Origin of the sequence: Serinicoccus sediminis (assembly GCF_004153545.1) — a bacterium.
Lineage (GTDB): Bacteria > Actinomycetota > Actinomycetes > Actinomycetales > Dermatophilaceae > Ornithinicoccus > Ornithinicoccus sediminis_A.
Genome location: NZ_SDVA01000008.1, coordinates 26,113 through 41,965, shown reverse-complemented (window position 1 = coordinate 41,965; position 15,853 = coordinate 26,113). Strand labels below are relative to the sequence as shown.

At 74.9% G+C, this 15,853-nt stretch carries 15 protein-coding genes; 7 read left to right on the top strand and 8 right to left on the bottom strand.

Annotated elements, in window-relative coordinates:
- Positions 1–198: 198 nt before the first annotated feature.
- Positions 199–1,467: a LysM peptidoglycan-binding domain-containing protein gene (locus EUS26_RS09065; RefSeq protein ID WP_130013344.1), complete on the top strand. Its 1,269-nt coding sequence runs from the start codon at positions 199–201 to the stop codon at positions 1,465–1,467.
- A 70-nt stretch (positions 1,468–1,537) separates the two neighbouring features.
- A complete protein-coding gene (pknB, locus tag EUS26_RS09060; RefSeq protein WP_165368562.1) occupies positions 1,538–3,493 on the top strand; it encodes a Stk1 family PASTA domain-containing Ser/Thr kinase in 1,956 nt (651 codons plus the stop codon).
- 28 nt (positions 3,494–3,521) lie between these two features.
- Here pknB and EUS26_RS09055 read toward each other — a convergent pair whose 3' ends face one another.
- Genes EUS26_RS09055 through EUS26_RS09040 form a run of 4 tightly spaced genes read right to left on the bottom strand, consistent with a single transcriptional unit; the run spans position 3,522 to position 7,494 of the window.
- Entirely contained in the window at positions 3,522–4,115 is a 594-nt protein-coding gene (locus EUS26_RS09055) for a molybdopterin-dependent oxidoreductase (RefSeq protein ID WP_130013340.1), read from the bottom strand.
- A complete protein-coding gene (locus EUS26_RS09050; RefSeq protein WP_130013338.1) occupies positions 4,112–5,176 on the bottom strand; it encodes a threonine aldolase family protein in 1,065 nt (354 codons plus the stop codon). The genes EUS26_RS09055 and EUS26_RS09050 overlap by 4 nt, the downstream gene beginning before the upstream one ends.
- Positions 5,177–5,192: 16 nt before the next feature.
- The gene (locus tag EUS26_RS09045) at positions 5,193–6,560 is read right to left on the bottom strand and encodes a class II 3-deoxy-7-phosphoheptulonate synthase (RefSeq protein ID WP_130013336.1); all 1,368 of its coding nucleotides are present in this window, start codon (positions 6,558–6,560) and stop codon (positions 5,193–5,195) included.
- A 43-nt stretch (positions 6,561–6,603) separates the two neighbouring features.
- Positions 6,604–7,494 carry a 1-acyl-sn-glycerol-3-phosphate acyltransferase gene (locus tag EUS26_RS09040; RefSeq protein ID WP_130013334.1) on the bottom strand — a complete coding sequence of 297 codons (891 nt, stop codon included), beginning with the start codon at positions 7,492–7,494 and terminating at the stop codon, positions 6,604–6,606.
- A 121-nt stretch (positions 7,495–7,615) separates the two neighbouring features.
- Here EUS26_RS09040 and EUS26_RS09035 point away from each other — a divergent pair, with 121 nt between their 5' ends.
- Positions 7,616–8,128, top strand: a complete 513-nt coding sequence (locus EUS26_RS09035) for a hypothetical protein (RefSeq protein ID WP_130013332.1) — start codon at positions 7,616–7,618, stop codon at positions 8,126–8,128.
- A 22-nt stretch (positions 8,129–8,150) separates the two neighbouring features.
- On the opposite strand, the gene EUS26_RS09030 is transcribed toward EUS26_RS09035, so the two are convergent.
- Genes EUS26_RS09030 through EUS26_RS09020 form a run of 3 tightly spaced genes read right to left on the bottom strand, consistent with a single transcriptional unit; the run spans position 8,151 to position 10,864 of the window.
- Positions 8,151–8,837: an endonuclease/exonuclease/phosphatase family protein gene (locus EUS26_RS09030; protein WP_130013330.1), complete on the bottom strand. Its 687-nt coding sequence runs from the start codon at positions 8,835–8,837 to the stop codon at positions 8,151–8,153.
- 57 nt (positions 8,838–8,894) lie between these two features.
- The gene (locus EUS26_RS09025; RefSeq protein WP_130013328.1) at positions 8,895–9,911 is read right to left on the bottom strand and encodes an ROK family glucokinase; all 1,017 of its coding nucleotides are present in this window, start codon (positions 9,909–9,911) and stop codon (positions 8,895–8,897) included.
- The gene (locus EUS26_RS09020; protein WP_130013326.1) at positions 9,908–10,864 is read right to left on the bottom strand and encodes an ROK family glucokinase; all 957 of its coding nucleotides are present in this window, start codon (positions 10,862–10,864) and stop codon (positions 9,908–9,910) included. The genes EUS26_RS09025 and EUS26_RS09020 overlap by 4 nt, the downstream gene beginning before the upstream one ends.
- Before the next feature lie 82 nt (positions 10,865–10,946).
- Here EUS26_RS09020 and EUS26_RS09015 point away from each other — a divergent pair, with 82 nt between their 5' ends.
- From EUS26_RS09015 to EUS26_RS17335, 4 genes are all read left to right on the top strand, one after another.
- Entirely contained in the window at positions 10,947–12,731 is a 1,785-nt protein-coding gene (locus EUS26_RS09015) for an AMP-dependent synthetase/ligase (RefSeq protein WP_238148883.1), read from the top strand.
- Between the two features lie 67 nt (positions 12,732–12,798).
- Positions 12,799–13,515, top strand: a complete 717-nt coding sequence (locus EUS26_RS09010; protein ID WP_130013322.1) for an ABC transporter ATP-binding protein — start codon at positions 12,799–12,801, stop codon at positions 13,513–13,515.
- Complete coding sequence (locus EUS26_RS09005; RefSeq protein ID WP_130013320.1) at positions 13,512–14,807, top strand: ABC transporter permease; 1,296 nt, start codon at positions 13,512–13,514, stop codon at positions 14,805–14,807. Before EUS26_RS09010 ends, EUS26_RS09005 begins: the two co-directional genes overlap by 4 nt.
- A 9-nt stretch (positions 14,808–14,816) precedes the next feature.
- Positions 14,817–15,461: a TetR/AcrR family transcriptional regulator gene (locus EUS26_RS17335; RefSeq protein ID WP_130013318.1), complete on the top strand. Its 645-nt coding sequence runs from the start codon at positions 14,817–14,819 to the stop codon at positions 15,459–15,461.
- 36 nt (positions 15,462–15,497) lie between these two features.
- Here EUS26_RS17335 and EUS26_RS08995 read toward each other — a convergent pair whose 3' ends face one another.
- Positions 15,498–15,848 carry a hypothetical protein gene (locus EUS26_RS08995; protein ID WP_130013316.1) on the bottom strand — a complete coding sequence of 117 codons (351 nt, stop codon included), beginning with the start codon at positions 15,846–15,848 and terminating at the stop codon, positions 15,498–15,500.
- Between the last annotated feature and the right edge of the window lie 5 nt (positions 15,849–15,853).

The following is a 15,853-nucleotide window of genomic DNA, read 5'->3' as shown; positions in this document are numbered from 1 at the left end:
GATGGTCCACCACTCAGAAACTACATCGCTGTCACTTACCACACGTCTAGTCAATCACATCGGTACGACACGCCGAAAGGGTGGCGGTGGTTCGGTCCGCAGGGTACTGTCCCTCATGCCTCACGGGTCACCTTGTCCCCCCACGTCCCGGGAGTGTCCCCGCATACCTCGTTGCACAGACGTCACTGGAGGAAAGACGTGAGCCCGCTCTTCGCCGCCCTGCCCCCGGGCGACCTGCCGTCCCAGGCCTATGTCGCACCCACCGGTGTGCACGCCACCGCGCCCCTGGACACGGTCGTGCGCACCCGCACGGACACCACGCACACCGTCACCGCCGGTGACACCGTCTACGACCTGGCCGCGCGCTACGACGTGAGCGCCCGCGCCATCGTCCAGGCCAACGACCTGCGCGACGGCGGCCGCTGGATCATGCCCGGGACCCGGCTGCGGATCCCCAGCGGCGACCGGGCCACGGCCACCGCCCCGGCCCCGGCCTCCTCGTCGTCCTCGGCACCGAGGACGCAGCGGCCCGCCGGCCGGGGCACCGTGACCGTGCGGGCGGGCGACACCCTCTCCCACCTCGCGGTGCGCCACGGCGTGAGCATCAAGGACCTCGTCTCGGTCAACGCCATCGCCAACAGCCGGCTCATCTACCCCGGCCAGGTCCTGCACCTGCCCGGGGCGGGCGGGCAGAGGCTCCCGTCCGGCGGCCCGGCCCCGGCCGCACCCTCGTCCTCCACCTCCGGGGCCCGCACCATCACGGTCCGCCCCGGGGACACCCTGAGCGGGATCGCCGGGCGGCACGGTGTCACCGTCGCCGACCTCGCCCGGGCCAACGACCTCACCGACACCCGGCTCATCTACCCCGGCCAGAAGCTGCGGCTCGGCGGGTCCGGGGCGGCCGCGGCCGGGCGTCCCACCGCGTCCTCGACCCTGGACCGCCCCTACGACGAGTCGACCATCGGGGACCACCGGGCCGGGGAGAAGGTCCCGGACACCTTCCTGCACTACCGCTACAGCGACGGCATCGCGCGGTCCGCGGCGGCCAACCGCGACTACCTCGCCGGGATCGACGTCCCGAGCCGGTCCGCCGTCCGCGACCTCATCGTGCGGACCAGCGAGCGGCACGGGGTGGACCCCACCCTCATGCTCGCGCTCTCCTACCAGGAGTCGGGCTGGAACCACCGGGCGGTGTCCCCCGCCAACGCCATCGGGGCGATGCAGGTCATCCCGAGCTCGGGCCAGTGGGCGTCCGGTCTCGTGGGACGGGAGCTCAACCTGCTCGACCCGGAGGACAACGTCACCGCGGGTGTCGTCATCATGCGCACGCTGCTGCGGTCCGCCGGGAGCACGGACGAGGCCATCGGTGGCTACTACCAGGGACTGGCCAGCGTCCGCCAGCACGGTCTGTTCGCCGACACCAGGCAGTACGTCCGCAACATCAAGCACTTCCAGAAGACGCTCTGAGGCCCGGTCGCGGGCATCCCCGACCTGCACGTCCCACGGTCGGCCGCCCGCGCTCCGTAGACTCGGAGGCGTGACCGCCCCCACCTCCACCCTCCTCGACCGCGTCATCGACGGTCGGTACCAGGTGGAGCGCGAGCTCGCGCGGGGCGGCATGGCGACGGTCTACCGAGCGCGGGACCTGCGTCTCGACCGCCCGGTCGCGCTGAAGGTGATGCGCCCGGACCTGGCCGACGACGACGCCTTCGTGCGGCGCTTCGTCGCCGAGGCACGGGCGGCCGCCCGACTGTCCCACCCGCACGTCGTCGGCGTCTACGACCAGGGGGAGGACGGCGACGTCGTCTTCCTGGCGATGGAGCTGGTGGAGGGGCCCACCCTGCGCGACGTGGTGGCCGCCCACGCGCCGATGTCGACGCGCCGGGCGATGGCGCTCCTGCTCCCGGTCACCGAGGCGCTCGCCGAGGCGCACCGCCGCGGCGTGGTCCACCGGGACATCAAGCCGGAGAACGTCCTGCTCGCCGACGGGCGCGAGAGCGGGGTCAAGGTCGCCGACTTCGGCCTGGCGCGGGCGGTCTCCGCGGCCGGCCGGCAGGCCAGCTCCGAGCTGCTGTGGGGGACGGCGGCCTACCTGGCCCCGGAGCAGGTCGAGCAGGACGCCGTCGACGCCCGGACCGACGTGTATGCCGTGGGTCTGCTGCTCTTCGAGCTGCTGACCGGTCGCAAGGCGTTCCCGGGCGGAGACCCGTTGCGCGTGGCCTACGAGCACGTCCACGGTGCCGTGCCGTCCCCCCGCCAGCTCGTGCCGACCGTCCCGGCGCCGGTCGACGCGCTGGTGCGTCGCGCGGCCGCGACCGACCCCGCCGACCGGCCCCACGACGCGGCCGACCTGCTGGCGCAGCTGCGCGACTGCCTGCGCGAGCTCGACGACCGGCAGCTGGACGCCGCGCCCGCGCCGTTCGCGGCTGCCCCCGCGACCTCCGACGGCGACCTGACCCAGGTCGTGGGGGCCGCCGGGGACTCCACCCGGCACCTGCCGGTGGGCCGACCCGCGGCGGGCGAGGGACACTACGCCCGGACGACGGGCAACCGTCCGCCCCGGACGTCCGCCACGACGCGCACCCCGGCGCCGCGGCCCTCCCGCCGACGGGGCGGGCCCGTCCTGGGGATCCTGCTCGTGCTGCTGCTCGGCGGCGCCGGGTACGCCGCCTGGTGGCTGCTGGAGGGGCCGGGCGTCCACTCGCCCATGCCGGCGGTGGTGGACCTGCCGGAGGACCAGGCGCGGGCCCTGCTCGACGCCGAGCAGCTCGACCCGGTCGTCACCTACGCCTACTCCGAGCAGGTCGCGACCGGGGTCGTCGTCTCCACCGACCAGGAGGCCGGAACCCAGCTGCGCCACGGCACCGACGTGCCCCTCGTCGTCTCCCAGGGCCCCGAGCGGTATGCCGTGCCCCCGCTGGCCGGGCTGAGCGTGGACTCGGCGCGGGAGGCGCTGGAGGGCGCCAACCTCGTCCTGGGCGCGCAGACCCGCCAGCACCACGAGAGCGAGCCCGAGGGGCGCGTCCTCAGCAGCACACCGGCCGCCGGGGAGCCGCTGCCCCCCGGCGGGGAGGTCGCCCTCGTCGTGAGCGACGGCCCCGCGCCGGTGGCCGTGCCGCAGGTCGGCGGCCGCACCGAGCAGGAGGCGACGGCGGCCCTCGTCGACGCCGGGTTGACGGTGACGGTGGCCCCGGAGCGGGTCTTCGACGACGCGGTGGCCGAGGGGTCGGTCGTCAGCCAGGCGCCCACCTCGGGCCAGGTCGAGCGCGGGAGCACGGTCACCATCGTGCTCTCCCAGGGACCCGAGCTGGTCAGCGTGCCGCAGGTGGTCGGGCGGCAGTTCTCCGCGGCGGAGGAGCAGCTCGTGGAGCTGGGCCTGGAGGTGGAGCGGGAGGACGTGCGAGGCGGGTTCTTCGGCACGGTCCGCGAGCAGTCGGTGGAGCCCGGGGAGCAGGTGCCACGGGGCACCCGGGTCGTGCTGACCGTCGTCTAGCCCGGTCGGTCGACGCGGCCCACCCCGCTCACCCCTGGTGGGCCCACCGCTCCTCCCGGTCCACCCGGGCCCGCTGGTGGTAGCCGTGCGACTCCCACCACCCCTGCTGGGGTGCCCGGTGGTAGGTCACCTCGGCCAGCCACTTCGGCCCCTTGAAGCCGTAGAGGTGCGGCAGCACGGCCCGGGCCGGCCACCCGTGCTCGGCGGTCAACGGCTCTCCCTGCACGCTGTGGGCGACGAGGGCGTCGGGGTGCTGCAGGTCCTCGAGCAGGACCCCTGCCGCATACCCCCGGGCCGCCGCCAGCAGCACGTGCCGGGCGTCCGGCTGCGGGGGCGCGAGCGCGAGCACGTCGCGCATCCGCACCCCGCCCCAGCGCAGGCCCGGGACGCTGTGCCGGTCGACGCAGTGCAGGCTGGCGGTGACCTCCACGAAGGGCAGCGCGGCGAGGTCGTCCCAGGTCAGCACGGTGACCCCGCCGTCGAGGGTGTCTCCCCCGATCCGCAGGGTCCATGTCTCGGGGTCCAGCCGGGGCACCCGCCCGTAGTGCGAGGGGCGCCAGGTCCGGGTCGCCCGCTGCCCCGGGGGCAGCGGCGTGCCTGGATCGCCCTCCGCGTCGGTCACGAGGCCGCGCCGCCCCGGCGCAGCAGGTCCAGCAGGACGTCCTCGGCGTGCTGGGTCATCGTGTCGTCGATGTCGAGGTGCCACACGAAGCGCGCGTGCCGTGCGTCCGTCGGGTAGCCCAGCACCCCGCGCTCCCCCGCGGCCGCCACGAAGCCGGCCGCGCTCCACCCGGCCGCCGCGACGTCGAGCACGAGGATGTTGGTGTGCACCTGGGCCGGGTCCACGACGTCCGGGGCGGCCGCCCCGAGGGCCCGAGCGACCTGCGCGGTGCGGCGGTGGTCCTCGGCGAGCCGCTCCAGCTGGTGCTCCAGGGCGTGGCGCCCGGCGGCGGCGAGCAGACCCACCTGCCGCATCCCGCCGCCCATCCGCTTGCGCAGGACCCGGGCCTGCGCGATCTGGTCCGCGGAGGCCGCGAGCACCGACCCGACCGGGGCCCCGAGGCCCTTGGACAGGCATACCGACACCGTGTCGGCGCAGGCGCCGTAGTCCGCCAGGGCCACCCCGGTGGCGACGTGCGCGTTCCACAGCCGGGCGCCGTCGAGGTGCACCCCGACCCCGGCGGCCCGGGTCCCCTCCCGCAGGCGGCGCATCTCCTCGAGCGGCTGGACCGTGCCGCCGCCGAAGTTGTGGGTGTTCTCCACGACGACGCAGGCGGTGCCGACCTGGTAGGCGCCCCCGTCCGGCACCATGACCGCGAGGGCGGTCTCGACGTCGAGACGGCCGCGCTCGGCCACCCAGCTGCGGGTGGTGATGCCGGAGAACGCCGCTGCGGCCCCGAGCTCGGCGCGCAGGACGTGGGCGAGGTGGTCGCTGATGACCTCCGTCCCTGGCCCGGCGTGAAGGCGCAGCCCGATCTGGTTGGCCATCGACCCGGTGGGCATGAAGAGCGCCGCCTCGTGACCCAGCAGCGCGGCGACGCGCTCCTCCAGCGCGGCGACGGTGGGGTCCTCGGCGTAGACGTCGTCGCCCACCGGGGCGTCGACCATCGCCGCCCGCATGGCCGACGTGGGGCGGGTGAGGGTGTCCGAGCGCAGGTCCGCGGTCGGCGTCGCGCCACCCATCACGTGCTCCCCCACGTCAGCGCCCGGCCCGTTCCAGCATCTCCGCGACGAGGAAGGCCAGCTCCAGGCTCTGCTGGTGGTTGAGCCGCGGGTCGCACAGCGTCTCGTAGCGCAGCCCCAGGTCGTCGAGGTCGACCGGGGTGGTGCCCCCGACGCACTCGGTGACGTCGTTGCCGGTGAGCTCCACGTGGATGCCGCCGGGATGCGTGCCGGCCTCGGCGTGCGCGGCGAAGAACCCCCGCACCTCCTCCACCACGTCCTCGAAGCGGCGGGTCTTGAAGCCGCTGGGCGAGGTGAAGGTGTTGCCGTGCATGGGGTCGCACACCCACGCCACCCGCCGGGCGTCCTCGCCCAGGGAGGTCAGCAGCGAGGGCAGGACGTCCCTGATCCTCCCCGCCCCCATCCGGGTGATGAAGGTGAGCCGCCCCGGCGTGCGGTCGGGGTCGATGCGGTCGATGAGGGACAGCACGGTGTCACGGTCCGCGGACGGGCCGAGCTTGACCGCCACCGGGTTCTGGATCCGGGAGACGAAGTCGATGTGCGCCCCGTCGAGGTCCCGGGTGCGCTCGCCGACCCAGACCAGGTGGCTGGAGGTGTCGTAGAGCAGCCCGGTCCGGTGGTCGCGGCGCACCATGGGGCGCTCGTAGTCGAGGACGAGCGCCTCGTGGGCGGAGTAGAACTCCACCCGCCGCATCTCCTCGGCGTCCGCGACCCCGGAGGCCTCCAGGAAGCGGACCGCGCGGTCGATCTGCCCGGCCATGACCTCGTAGCGCGCCTGCGCCGGCCCGGTGAGGAAGCCCTTGTTCCAGGCGTGCACGCTGCGCAGGTCCGCGAAGCCACCGCTGGTGAAGCCGCGCACGAGGTTGAGGGTGGCCGAGCTCGCGTGGTAGCAGCGCAGCAGCCGCTCGGGGTCGGGCCGGCGCGCCTCGGGCGTGAACTCGAAGCCGTTGACCATGTCTCCGCGGTAGGCGGGCAGGGTCACCCCGTCCCGCGTCTCGGTGTCCGCGCTGCGCGGCTTGGCGAACTGCCCCGCCATCCGACCCACCTTGACGATCGGCGTGCCCGCACCGTAGGTGAGGACGACGGCCATCTGCAGGATGGTCTTGATGCGGTCCCGGATGTTGGGGCCGGTCACGTCGGCCAGGGTCTCGGCGCAGTCGCCGCCCTGCAGCGTGAAGGCCCGCCCGGCGGCGACGTCGGCCATCCGTGAGCGCAGCTGGTCGCACTCGCCGGCGAAGACGAGCGGCGGATAGGTCCCGAGCACCGAGAGGGTCTGCGCGAGGGCCGCGGGGTCGGCCCAGGTGGGCTGCTGGCGCGCGGGCAGGTCGGGCCAGTCGATGTCGTGGCCACCGGTGGTGGCCAGGCCGGTCAGGTCGGTGCTCACCGCTCCATCGTAGGAGACGGCCCGTGGTGCCTCTGACGCCGCGTCATGCCTCCGGGGCGTCCTCGTGCTCGGTATGCCTCCGCGCCCGCCGCTCGGCGAGGCTCTCCCGGGCCCGGCCGGTGGCCCCGGCGATGTCCTCGCGGGCGTGGCCCAGGCCCTCCCGGGCCTTCTCCCCCGCCTGCTCCAGGCCCTCCCTGGCCCGCTCCGTGGCCTGCTCCAGCCCGGCCCGGGCCTGCTCGACCCCGGACCGCGCCCGGGCGGCGAGCCGCTCCTTGACGGTGGCGGCGTACTCGTCGACGTAGACCTGGCCGGAGAGCCGCTGCAGCTCGGCCATCACCTCGTCGGTGATCTGCCGCAGGACCACGTGGTCCTCGCTGCGCCCGGCGTACTCCGGGTAGTGCATGGGCCGGCCGACCCGCACCCCCACCTGCACCACGTTGGGCACCTTCTGGCCCGTCGGCTGCGCCTTGTCGGTGTCGATCATCGCGCACGGGATGATCGGCACGTCCGCCTCCAGGGCGAGCCTCGCCATCCCCGTCTTGCCGCGGTAGAGCCGCCCGTCCGGGCTGCGCGTCCCCTCGGGGTAGATCCCGAACAGCTCGCCGCGCCGGAGCACCTGCAGACCCTGCTCGAGCGCGGCCATCGAGGCGGACCCGCCGGAGCGGTCGATGGGGATCTGTCCGGTGGAGGTGAAGAACAGCCGGGTCAGCCAGCCCTTGACGCCGGTGCCGGTGAAGTACTCCATCTTGGCGGGGAAGGTGATCCTGCGGTCGACCATGAGCGGCAGGAAGATCGAGTCGGAGAAGGACAGGTGGTTGCTGGCGAGGATCGCCGCGCCGGTCTCCGGCAGGTGCTGCCTGCCCTCGATCCAGGGCCGGAAGAGCGCCTTGAGCGGGGGTCCGACGACCAGGTGCTTGAGGATCCAGTAGATCATCGGGCGTCCTCCTCGGGCCGTGTCGTCCGCCGCGCTGCGGGCGCCGGTGTGCGCGCCGACTCTACCCCTGCGCGACCCTCGCCGCGTGGGACGCGGGGCGGCACCGTGCGAGACTGGGGTGGTGAGCCCCCGCAGCCCCGAGGACGGCCCGGCCGACCCCGACGTGGACCGGGTCTTCCGCGAGATCGTGGCCGGACTGCGCGGTGAGGGCGGCACCCCGCCCGGCCGCACGGTCAACCCGCCCTGGCCCGGGGCCGAGCACGAGCCCCCGCCGGCTCCGTCACCCGGCTCGGACGCGGGGCCGGCCCCCCGTCCTGCCTCGCACCTGGGCCCGCGGACCCCCGACGGCATGGCGACCGACCACCGCTCCTACGAGCCGTCGGAGGACGACGAGGACCACTTCGTCCCCCCGCCGACCGAGCCGCTGCCGGCCGGCGACCTGCACTTCTGGGGCATCGTCGTCGGGCTGGTCGCCGGCCCGCTGCTGGTGGTGCTCGCGGCGGTCGTGCCGCTGCTGCACCCGGGGTTCGCCGCCGTGGGTGTCTTGATGACCGTCGGCGGGTTCGTGCTGCTGGTGCTGCGGCAGCCGCGCCGGCGGCTCCCCTACGACGGCGACGACGGCGCCCGCGTCTGAGGCGCCCGGGTCTGAGGCGCCCTCAGACCTCCAGGTCGACCCAGACCGGCAGGTGGTCGCTCGCCTCGCGCAGCGGCATACCCTCCAGCACGGCGGGGTCACCCGGCCGCGCCGCCCGGTGCCCCCGGGCGAAGACCGCGTCGATGTGACGGTGCGGCTGGTGGGCCGGGAAGGTCGGCCGGTCCGCCGACACCTCCTCCAGGCCGGCGGCCAGGACGCCCCACGCCGCGCCGTCGCGGCCCTCATTGAGGTCGCCGCCGACCACCAGCGGCACCTGCTCCGGGTCCTCCCGGCCCGCGGCCAGCTCGGCGAGGACGGTGCTCGCGTGCTCCACCCGCTGCTCCGCCCGCAGGGACAGGTGGACCGAGACGACGTCGACCTGCGGCCCCTCCGGCAGCCGGACCCGGGTCTGCGTGTAGCCGCGCGGGTTCTCCCGCAGCCCGACGCGCAGCCGGCGGTCGACGGAGTCGGTGGCGGTCACCCGCAGCGCGGTCATCAGCCCGGTGCCGCTGAGCAGCCGGGTGCGCCCGGACCAGAGCAGGTCGCAGCGGCGCGCGAAGGCGGCGACGGCATACTCCGAGCCGGGGTAGCGGGGCAGCTCCTGGAGCAGCAGGACGTCGGGGGCGAGGGCGCGGACGACCGCGGCGGCGGCCTCCGCGCTGTCCTTGAGGCCGCGCAGGTTGTAGGAGGCGACGCGCAGGGAGGGCATGGGCTCATCCTCCCCCACCCGACCCGACGGACCGGCACGCGGGTCACGGCGCCCGGGTCACCCCGACGGGCCTCCCGCCGCGGCCCCCCGGGCCAGGTCGGCCGCGCCGACCACCCCCGCCCGTCCTCCCAGCCGGGCGGCCCGGACCGGGGGCACCGGCCGGTGGCCCCGTCCGACCAGGGTGCGGGCGAGGGTCTCGCGCGCCGGGTCGAGCAGCAGGTCACCGGCCAGGCTCGCGCCCCCGCCGACGACGACCGTGCCGGGGTCGAGGGAGGCGACGACACCGGCCAGCCCCACCCCGAGCCACCGGCCGACCTCGGCCAGGATCTCGCGGCTGGCGGGGTCCCCCTGCCGGGCGGTCCGCGAGACGTGCTCACCGGTGAGCTCGGGGGCGTCGCCGTCCGGAGCAGCCTCCAGCAGCCCGGCAGCGCGTCCACCCCCGGCGAGCGCCGCCTCACGGGCCAGCCGGGCGAGCGCGCGGCCAGAGGCGTACTGCTCCCAGCAGCCCCGGTTGCCGCACTCGCAGGGCAGGCCCCCGGGGACCAGCTGCTGGTGGCCGAACTCCCCGGCCAGCCCGTGCCGCCCGCGCTGCAGGCGGCCGTCGGTGAGGATCGCCCCACCGATGCCGGTGCCGAGCGTGAGCACGACCAGGTGGCTCTCCCCCTGCCCGGCACCGAACCGGTGCTCGGCCCAGGCCACCGCGTGGGCGTCGTTGTCCACGAGGACCGCCCGACCCAGCCGCGCCGTGAGCCGGTCGCGCAACGGCTCGTCCCGCCACGACAGGTGGGGCGCGAAGACGACCCGGCCCCGCGCCGCGTCGACGAAGCCGGCGGCCCCCACCCCGACCGGCACCGCCGGTCGCCTGGTGACCGGAACCTGACCCAGCAGCTCGTGCACCACCTCCACGACGAGCGACTCCACGGTGGCGGCCGCCGCGGTGCGCTCCGGCGTGGGTCGGGCGGTGGCCTTGAGCACCCGACCACGGTCGTCGACGAGCCCGGCCTTCACCCGGGTGCCCCCCACGTCGACACCGACGGCCGGGCCCCCGGCCGGACCGCCGGCCCGGGTGCTCACACCCGGCGCGAGGCCAGGTCCGCCGCGCCGATCATGCCCGCCTCGTTGCCCAGCTCGGCCAGCACCAGCGGGGTGATCTGCCGGTGCCCCCGACCGGTGAGGTGGCGCCCGAAGGCACGGCGGGCGGGCTGCAGGACGAGGTCGCCCGCCGCGGAGACCCCGCCACCGATGACGAGCAGCCCCGGGTCCAGGACGGCCGCCAGGGAGGCCAGCCCCTCGCCCGCCCAGCGGCCGACGTCCTCGAGCAGCTCCTGGGCCGCCGGGTCGCCGTCCCGCGCCACCTCCGTCACCATCATCCCGGTGAGCGCGGCCGGGTCGCCCCCGCAGGCGTCCGCGAGGGCGCCCGCGTGCGGGCTTCCGCCGGCCACGAGGTCGCGGGCCTCGCGCACCAGGGCGCTGCCGGAGGCATACACCTCCCAGCAGCCCTTGTTGCCGCACCCGCACCGGTGCCCGTCGGGGACCATCCGCATGTGCCCCACCTCGGCCGCCATGCCGTGCGTGCCCCGCACCAGCTCGCCGTCCACGACGATGCCCCCGCCGACCCCGGTGCCCAGGGTGATGAGCACCATCTCCTCGACGTCGCGGGCGGCGCCGAAGCGGAACTCTCCCCACGCGGCCGCGTTGGCGTCGTTCTCCAGCACGACCGGCAGCCCGGTCGCCCGCTCGAGCCGCTCCCGCAGCGGCTCGTCCCGCCAGGCGAGGTTGGGCGCGAAGACCACCATGTCGCCCGCACGGTCGACGAAGCCGGCGCAGGCCACCCCCACCGCCTCGACGGGCCGGTCGGGCCCCAGGCGCTCGGCCAGCTCGCGCAGGAGGTCCGCGACGGCGGTCACGATGTCGTCCGGCGCCTGCGCCGGGGTCTCCCGCAGCGCCTGCGCCAGGATGGTGCCGTCCTGGACCGCGCTCGCGGCGATCTTGGTGCCTCCGATGTCCACGCCGACGCAGGTCCTCACCCGGTCACCCTATCGGGCGAGGGTAGGGTGAGCCCGCCTGAACCGAGCCGAACCGCGAACGGGAGCTGTTGTCGTGTCCGAGGTGTCCGTCCCACCCCTGGTCACCGGCTCCACGCCCGGTGGCCTCGCGGACTACCTGGTGGACTGGGCGCGGAGGGAGCCGGGCCGGGTCCTCGCGTCCGACCGGGTCGGGGACACCTGGCAGGACGTCACCGCGATAGAGCTGCAGCGGCGGGTGGACCGTCTCGCCAAGGGCTTCCTGGCGGCGGGGATCGGCCCCGGTGACCGGGTGGCGCTCATGAGCCGCACCCGGCTGGAGTGGACCCTGACGGACCTGGCCCTGTGGTCCGTGGCCGCCGTGCCGGTGCCGATCTACGAGACCAGCTCGGCAGAGCAGGTGCGGTGGATCTGCGCGGACTCCGGGGCGGTGGCGGTCATCGTCGAGGACGGCGCGATGAGGGCCCTGGTCACGAGCTGCCGGAGCACCCTGCCGGAGCTGCGGGACGTGTGGCAGATCGACTCCGGGTCGCTGGAGGAGCTGGCCACGGCGGGCACGGAGGTCGGTGACGCGGAGCTGCGGGAGCGGCGGGGCTCGGTGGCCCGCACCGACCTCGCGACCGTCATCTACACCTCCGGGACGACCGGCGCGCCCCGCGGGTGCGAGCTCACCCACGACAACTTCATGGGGCTGGCCGAGAACGCCTGCGAGCGGCTGGGCGTCGTCGTCGACGCCCCCGGCGCCGCCAACCTGGTCTTCCTCCCGTTGGCGCACGTGTTCGCGCGGTTCATCGAGGTGGTCTGTCTGCGGGCCGGGGTGCGCATGGGGCACTGCCCGGACGCCCGCACCCTGCTGGACGACCTGGCCACCTTCCGACCCACCTTCCTGCTGGCGGTGCCCCGGGTCTTCGAGAAGATCTACGCCTCGGCCGAGCAGCGGGCGCAGTCCGCCGGCCGCGCCCCGGTCTTCCGGTGGGCGGCGCGGGTCGCCGACGCCTACAGCCGCGCGCTGGACGCCGGGCCCGTCGGCCCGGCGCTGCGGCTGCGGCACGCGATCGCCGACCGCCTCGTGCTGCGCCGGCTGCGCGCCTCGCTCGGCGGTCGGGTCGAGTACGCCATCTCCGGCGGGGCCGCGCTCGGGGAACGGCTCGGGCACTTCTTCCGCGGTGCCGGTCTCGTCGTGCTGGAGGGCTACGGACTGACCGAGACCACCGCGCCGGTCACCGTGAACACCCCGGACCAGATCCGCATCGGGACCGTGGGGCGCCCTCTGCCCGGGGTGTCCGTCCGGGTGGACGGCAGCGGCGAGATCCTCGTGGCCGGGGTGGGTGTGTTCCGCGGCTACCGCGACGACCCACCGGGCTCGGGCACCGCACTGCGGGACGGATGGCTGCCGACCGGCGACCTCGGGGAGCTCGACGCCGACGGCTTCCTGCGGGTCACCGGTCGCAGCAAGGAGATCATCGTCACCGCGGGGGGCAAGAACGTGCGCCCGGGCCCGCTCGAGGACCGGGTCCGCGCCCATCCCCTGGTGTCGCAGTGCATGGTGGTCGGCGAGGCCCGCCCCTTCGTCGCGGCCCTGGTGACGCTGGACGCCGACCCCCTGCCCGACTGGCTCGAGCAGCGCGGGCTGGGTGGGTTGTCCGTCGCCGACGCGGCGCGGCACCCGCTCGTGCGGCGGGAGGTCCAGACCGCGGTGGACGAGGCCAACGCCACGGTGAGCCGCGCCGAGTCGATCCGCGCCTTCACGGTCCTCCCGGAGGACTTCACCGTCGCGGCCGGGACGCTCACCCCGTCCCTCAAGCTGCGTCGGCACGTCCTGGCCGAGACGTTCGCCGCTGAGGTCGAGGCCATCTACGGCGGAGGCTGACCCGGAGCGGAGCGCGTACGGGCGCTGCATATTGCAGTTACTGCAATTTGAGATTACAGTCACCCCCATGTTGACGACGTCTTCTCCCCACCGACCCGAGCCGCTGCTGCGGCTGGACGGGGTGTCCACCTGGTACGGCAGGGGCTCCGGCCGTTTCCGTGCCCTTCACGACGTCTCCCTCGACGTCCACACCGGTCAGTCGCTCGCCCTCGTCGGCAAGAGCGGATCCGGCAAGTCGACCCTGATGCACGTGCTCGCCCTGCTCGACCGACCCGACGAGGGCCGGCTCCTCGTGGACGGCGTCGACGCCACCAGGATGAGCCCGCGCGCTATCGGCCGGATCCGCAACCAGCGCTTCGGCTTCGTGTTCCAGCAGTTCTTCCTGGTGCCGGACGCGACCGTCCTCGACAACGTCGTGCTGCCCCTGACCATCGCCGGTGTCCCGCTCGTGGAGCGCCGGCGCCGCGGTATGGCGGTCCTCGAGCAGTTGCGGCTCGCCGAGAAGAAGGACAACCGCGCCACGGCGCTGTCCGGTGGGCAGAAGCAGCGGGTCGTCATCGCCCGCGCCCTCGTCACGGAGCCGGACGTCGTCTTCGCCGACGAGCCCACCGGCAACCTGGACAGCGCCACCGGCGACCTGGTCGCCGACGAGCTCTTCCGGCTCCACCGCGAGCGGGGCATCACCCTGGTGCTCGTCACGCACGACGAGGACCTGGCGGCACGCTGCGAGCGCCACGTCGTCATCCGTGACGGCGCGCTCGGCCGTCCGGAGGTGGCGGCGTGAGGACCTCCGACCTCGTCCGCGCCGCGGTCGGCAACACCCTGCGCAGCAGGGTGCGCACCACCTTGACCGTGCTGGCGTTGTTCGTCGGGGCGTTCACCCTGACCCTGACCACCGCTCTCGGGGCCGGTGTGACCGACTACGTCACCCGACAGGTGGACCAGCTCGGGGCGCAGGACGTGCTGGTCGTCACCGCAGCCGCCGACAGCGCGCCGGGGCCGGCTCGGTACGACCCCGACACCTCGACACCGTCAGGCGCAGGCGCCGGGCCCCTGCCCGGCGCCGCGGCCGGTGGCGCCCTCACCGAGGCCGACCTCGAGGATCTGGAGACGGTCGCGGGCATCTCGGACATCGAGCCCGTGCGCACCACGGCGGTCGACTACGTGCGGGTGGCCGGCGGGGACCTCGACGAGCGCTACCAGCTGACGATCGCGCCCACCGCCTCCATCGCCCGCGCCGACCTCGCCGCGGGTGAGCAGCTTGCCGCCGAGGGCTCAGCCCACGAGGTCCTCCTCCCGGAGGAGTACGTGGAGCCGCTCGGGTTCGCCGACGCCGAGGACGCGCTGGGGACCACGGTGCTGGTCGGGGTCACGGACGTGCTCGGGGAACAGCACGAGGTGGAGGCCGAGCTCGTCGGCATCACCAACCCCAGCCTGCTCGGTGCGGGTGGCGGGGCCGGTCGGGCCCTGGTCGAGGAGCTGGCCGAGCTCCAGGGCGCCGGGGTCGACCAGCGGCCGTTGTACGCCGTCGCCACCGCCCGCTTCGACCCGTCCTCGGACGACGCGGCCGTCCAGCAGATCAAGGACGCGGTGGCCGACCTGGGCCTCAGTGCACAGACCGTCGAGGACCAGCTGGGCCTCATCACGACGGTCATCGCGGGCATCACGGGCGTCCTGAACGCGTTCGCGGTGGTCGCCCTGGTCGCCGCGGCGTTCGGGATCGTCAACACCCTCCTCATGAGCGTGCAGGAACGCACCAGGGAGATCGGTCTCATGAAGGCCCTGGGCATGAGCGGCGGACGCGTCTTCGGGCTGTTCAGCCTCGAGGCCGCCTTCCTCGGTCTGCTCGGCAGCGTGCTCGGATCCGTGGTCGCGATGGCGGTCGGCACCGGCCTCAACGCCGTGCTCGCGGCGGGCCCGCTGTCGGCACTGGGTGGCCTGGACGTGCTGCTGTTCCGGCCGGGCTCAGTGCTCGGCGTGGTCGGGCTCATCGTGGCCATCGCGTTCCTGGCCGGGACGCTGCCCGCCCGACGCGCTGCGCGGCAGGAACCCATCGACGCGCTGCGCTACGAGTAGGGTGGTGGTGTGCAGGCGGAACAGGGTGGTGGGCTCTCCACGCCCGGCCCGTCGCCGCGCAACGCGCGGGGGCTGGCGACGGCCCGCCGCCTGCACCGCTCGGCCGTCCGGGTGGCGACGACCGCGGGTCTGGAGGCCCTGACGGTGGACGCCGTGTGTGCCGATGCGGGGGTCAGCCAGCGGACGTTCTTCCACCACTTCCCGACCAAGGACGACGCGCTGCTCGGCCTCGAGCTCCCGGCGATCTCGCAGCAGCGTGCGCAGCACTACCTCAGCGACCCGGACGTGCCGATCCTCGCCGGCGCGGTCGCCCTCATCGACCTGCCTGCCGGATCCGACCCGGCCACCCAGGTGGACCAGCTCCGGTTGCTGGCCCGGTCGCCGCAGCTCCAGGCGCGCCAGGCCGAGCGGTTCCAACCCATCCTGGGCGAGCTGCGCGTCCTGGTCCGGCTCAAGCTGGAGGCGTCGGCACGGGCCGACGGACGACGGGTGGACACCGCGGAGCTGGACGAGCAGTCCGACCTCGTCACGGCCCTCGGTGCGGCCCTCGTCCACGCGGCTGCACGACGGGTGGCGGAGAAGGACACGCCGTCGCTGCCCGACCTCGCCGCGGTGGCCAGGCCCCTCCTGCCGATCTGGGATCGTCTCGTCTGAGGCCGCTCCCTCGGCGGCCGGCCGCAGCAGACCCGCTCAGCCCGCCGCCGCGCGTCGCGACGGCGTGACCTCGGCCCGGGTCGCCAGCGCCTCCTGACGCGTCACCAGACCCGCTCGGACGAAGGCGCTGACGGCCGCGAGCTCGTCGCTGTCCAGGTCGGCACCCGCACGCCGCGGTTCCGGGTCGTGACCGCCCGGCGGCACCTGACGTCCCTGGGGCTCCGGCGCCTGTCTCGGGGCCGGCGCAAGGTCGTCGAGCCAGAGGCGTCCGAGGACCGGCACGAAGCAGTCGCCGCAGTGGCGGCCACGGACCGGGCACGTCTGACAGTCGATCAGCGTGACGGCCCGGTCGTCCGGGGTGGGTGGTGGGGTCGAGTACGAGGACATGGGTC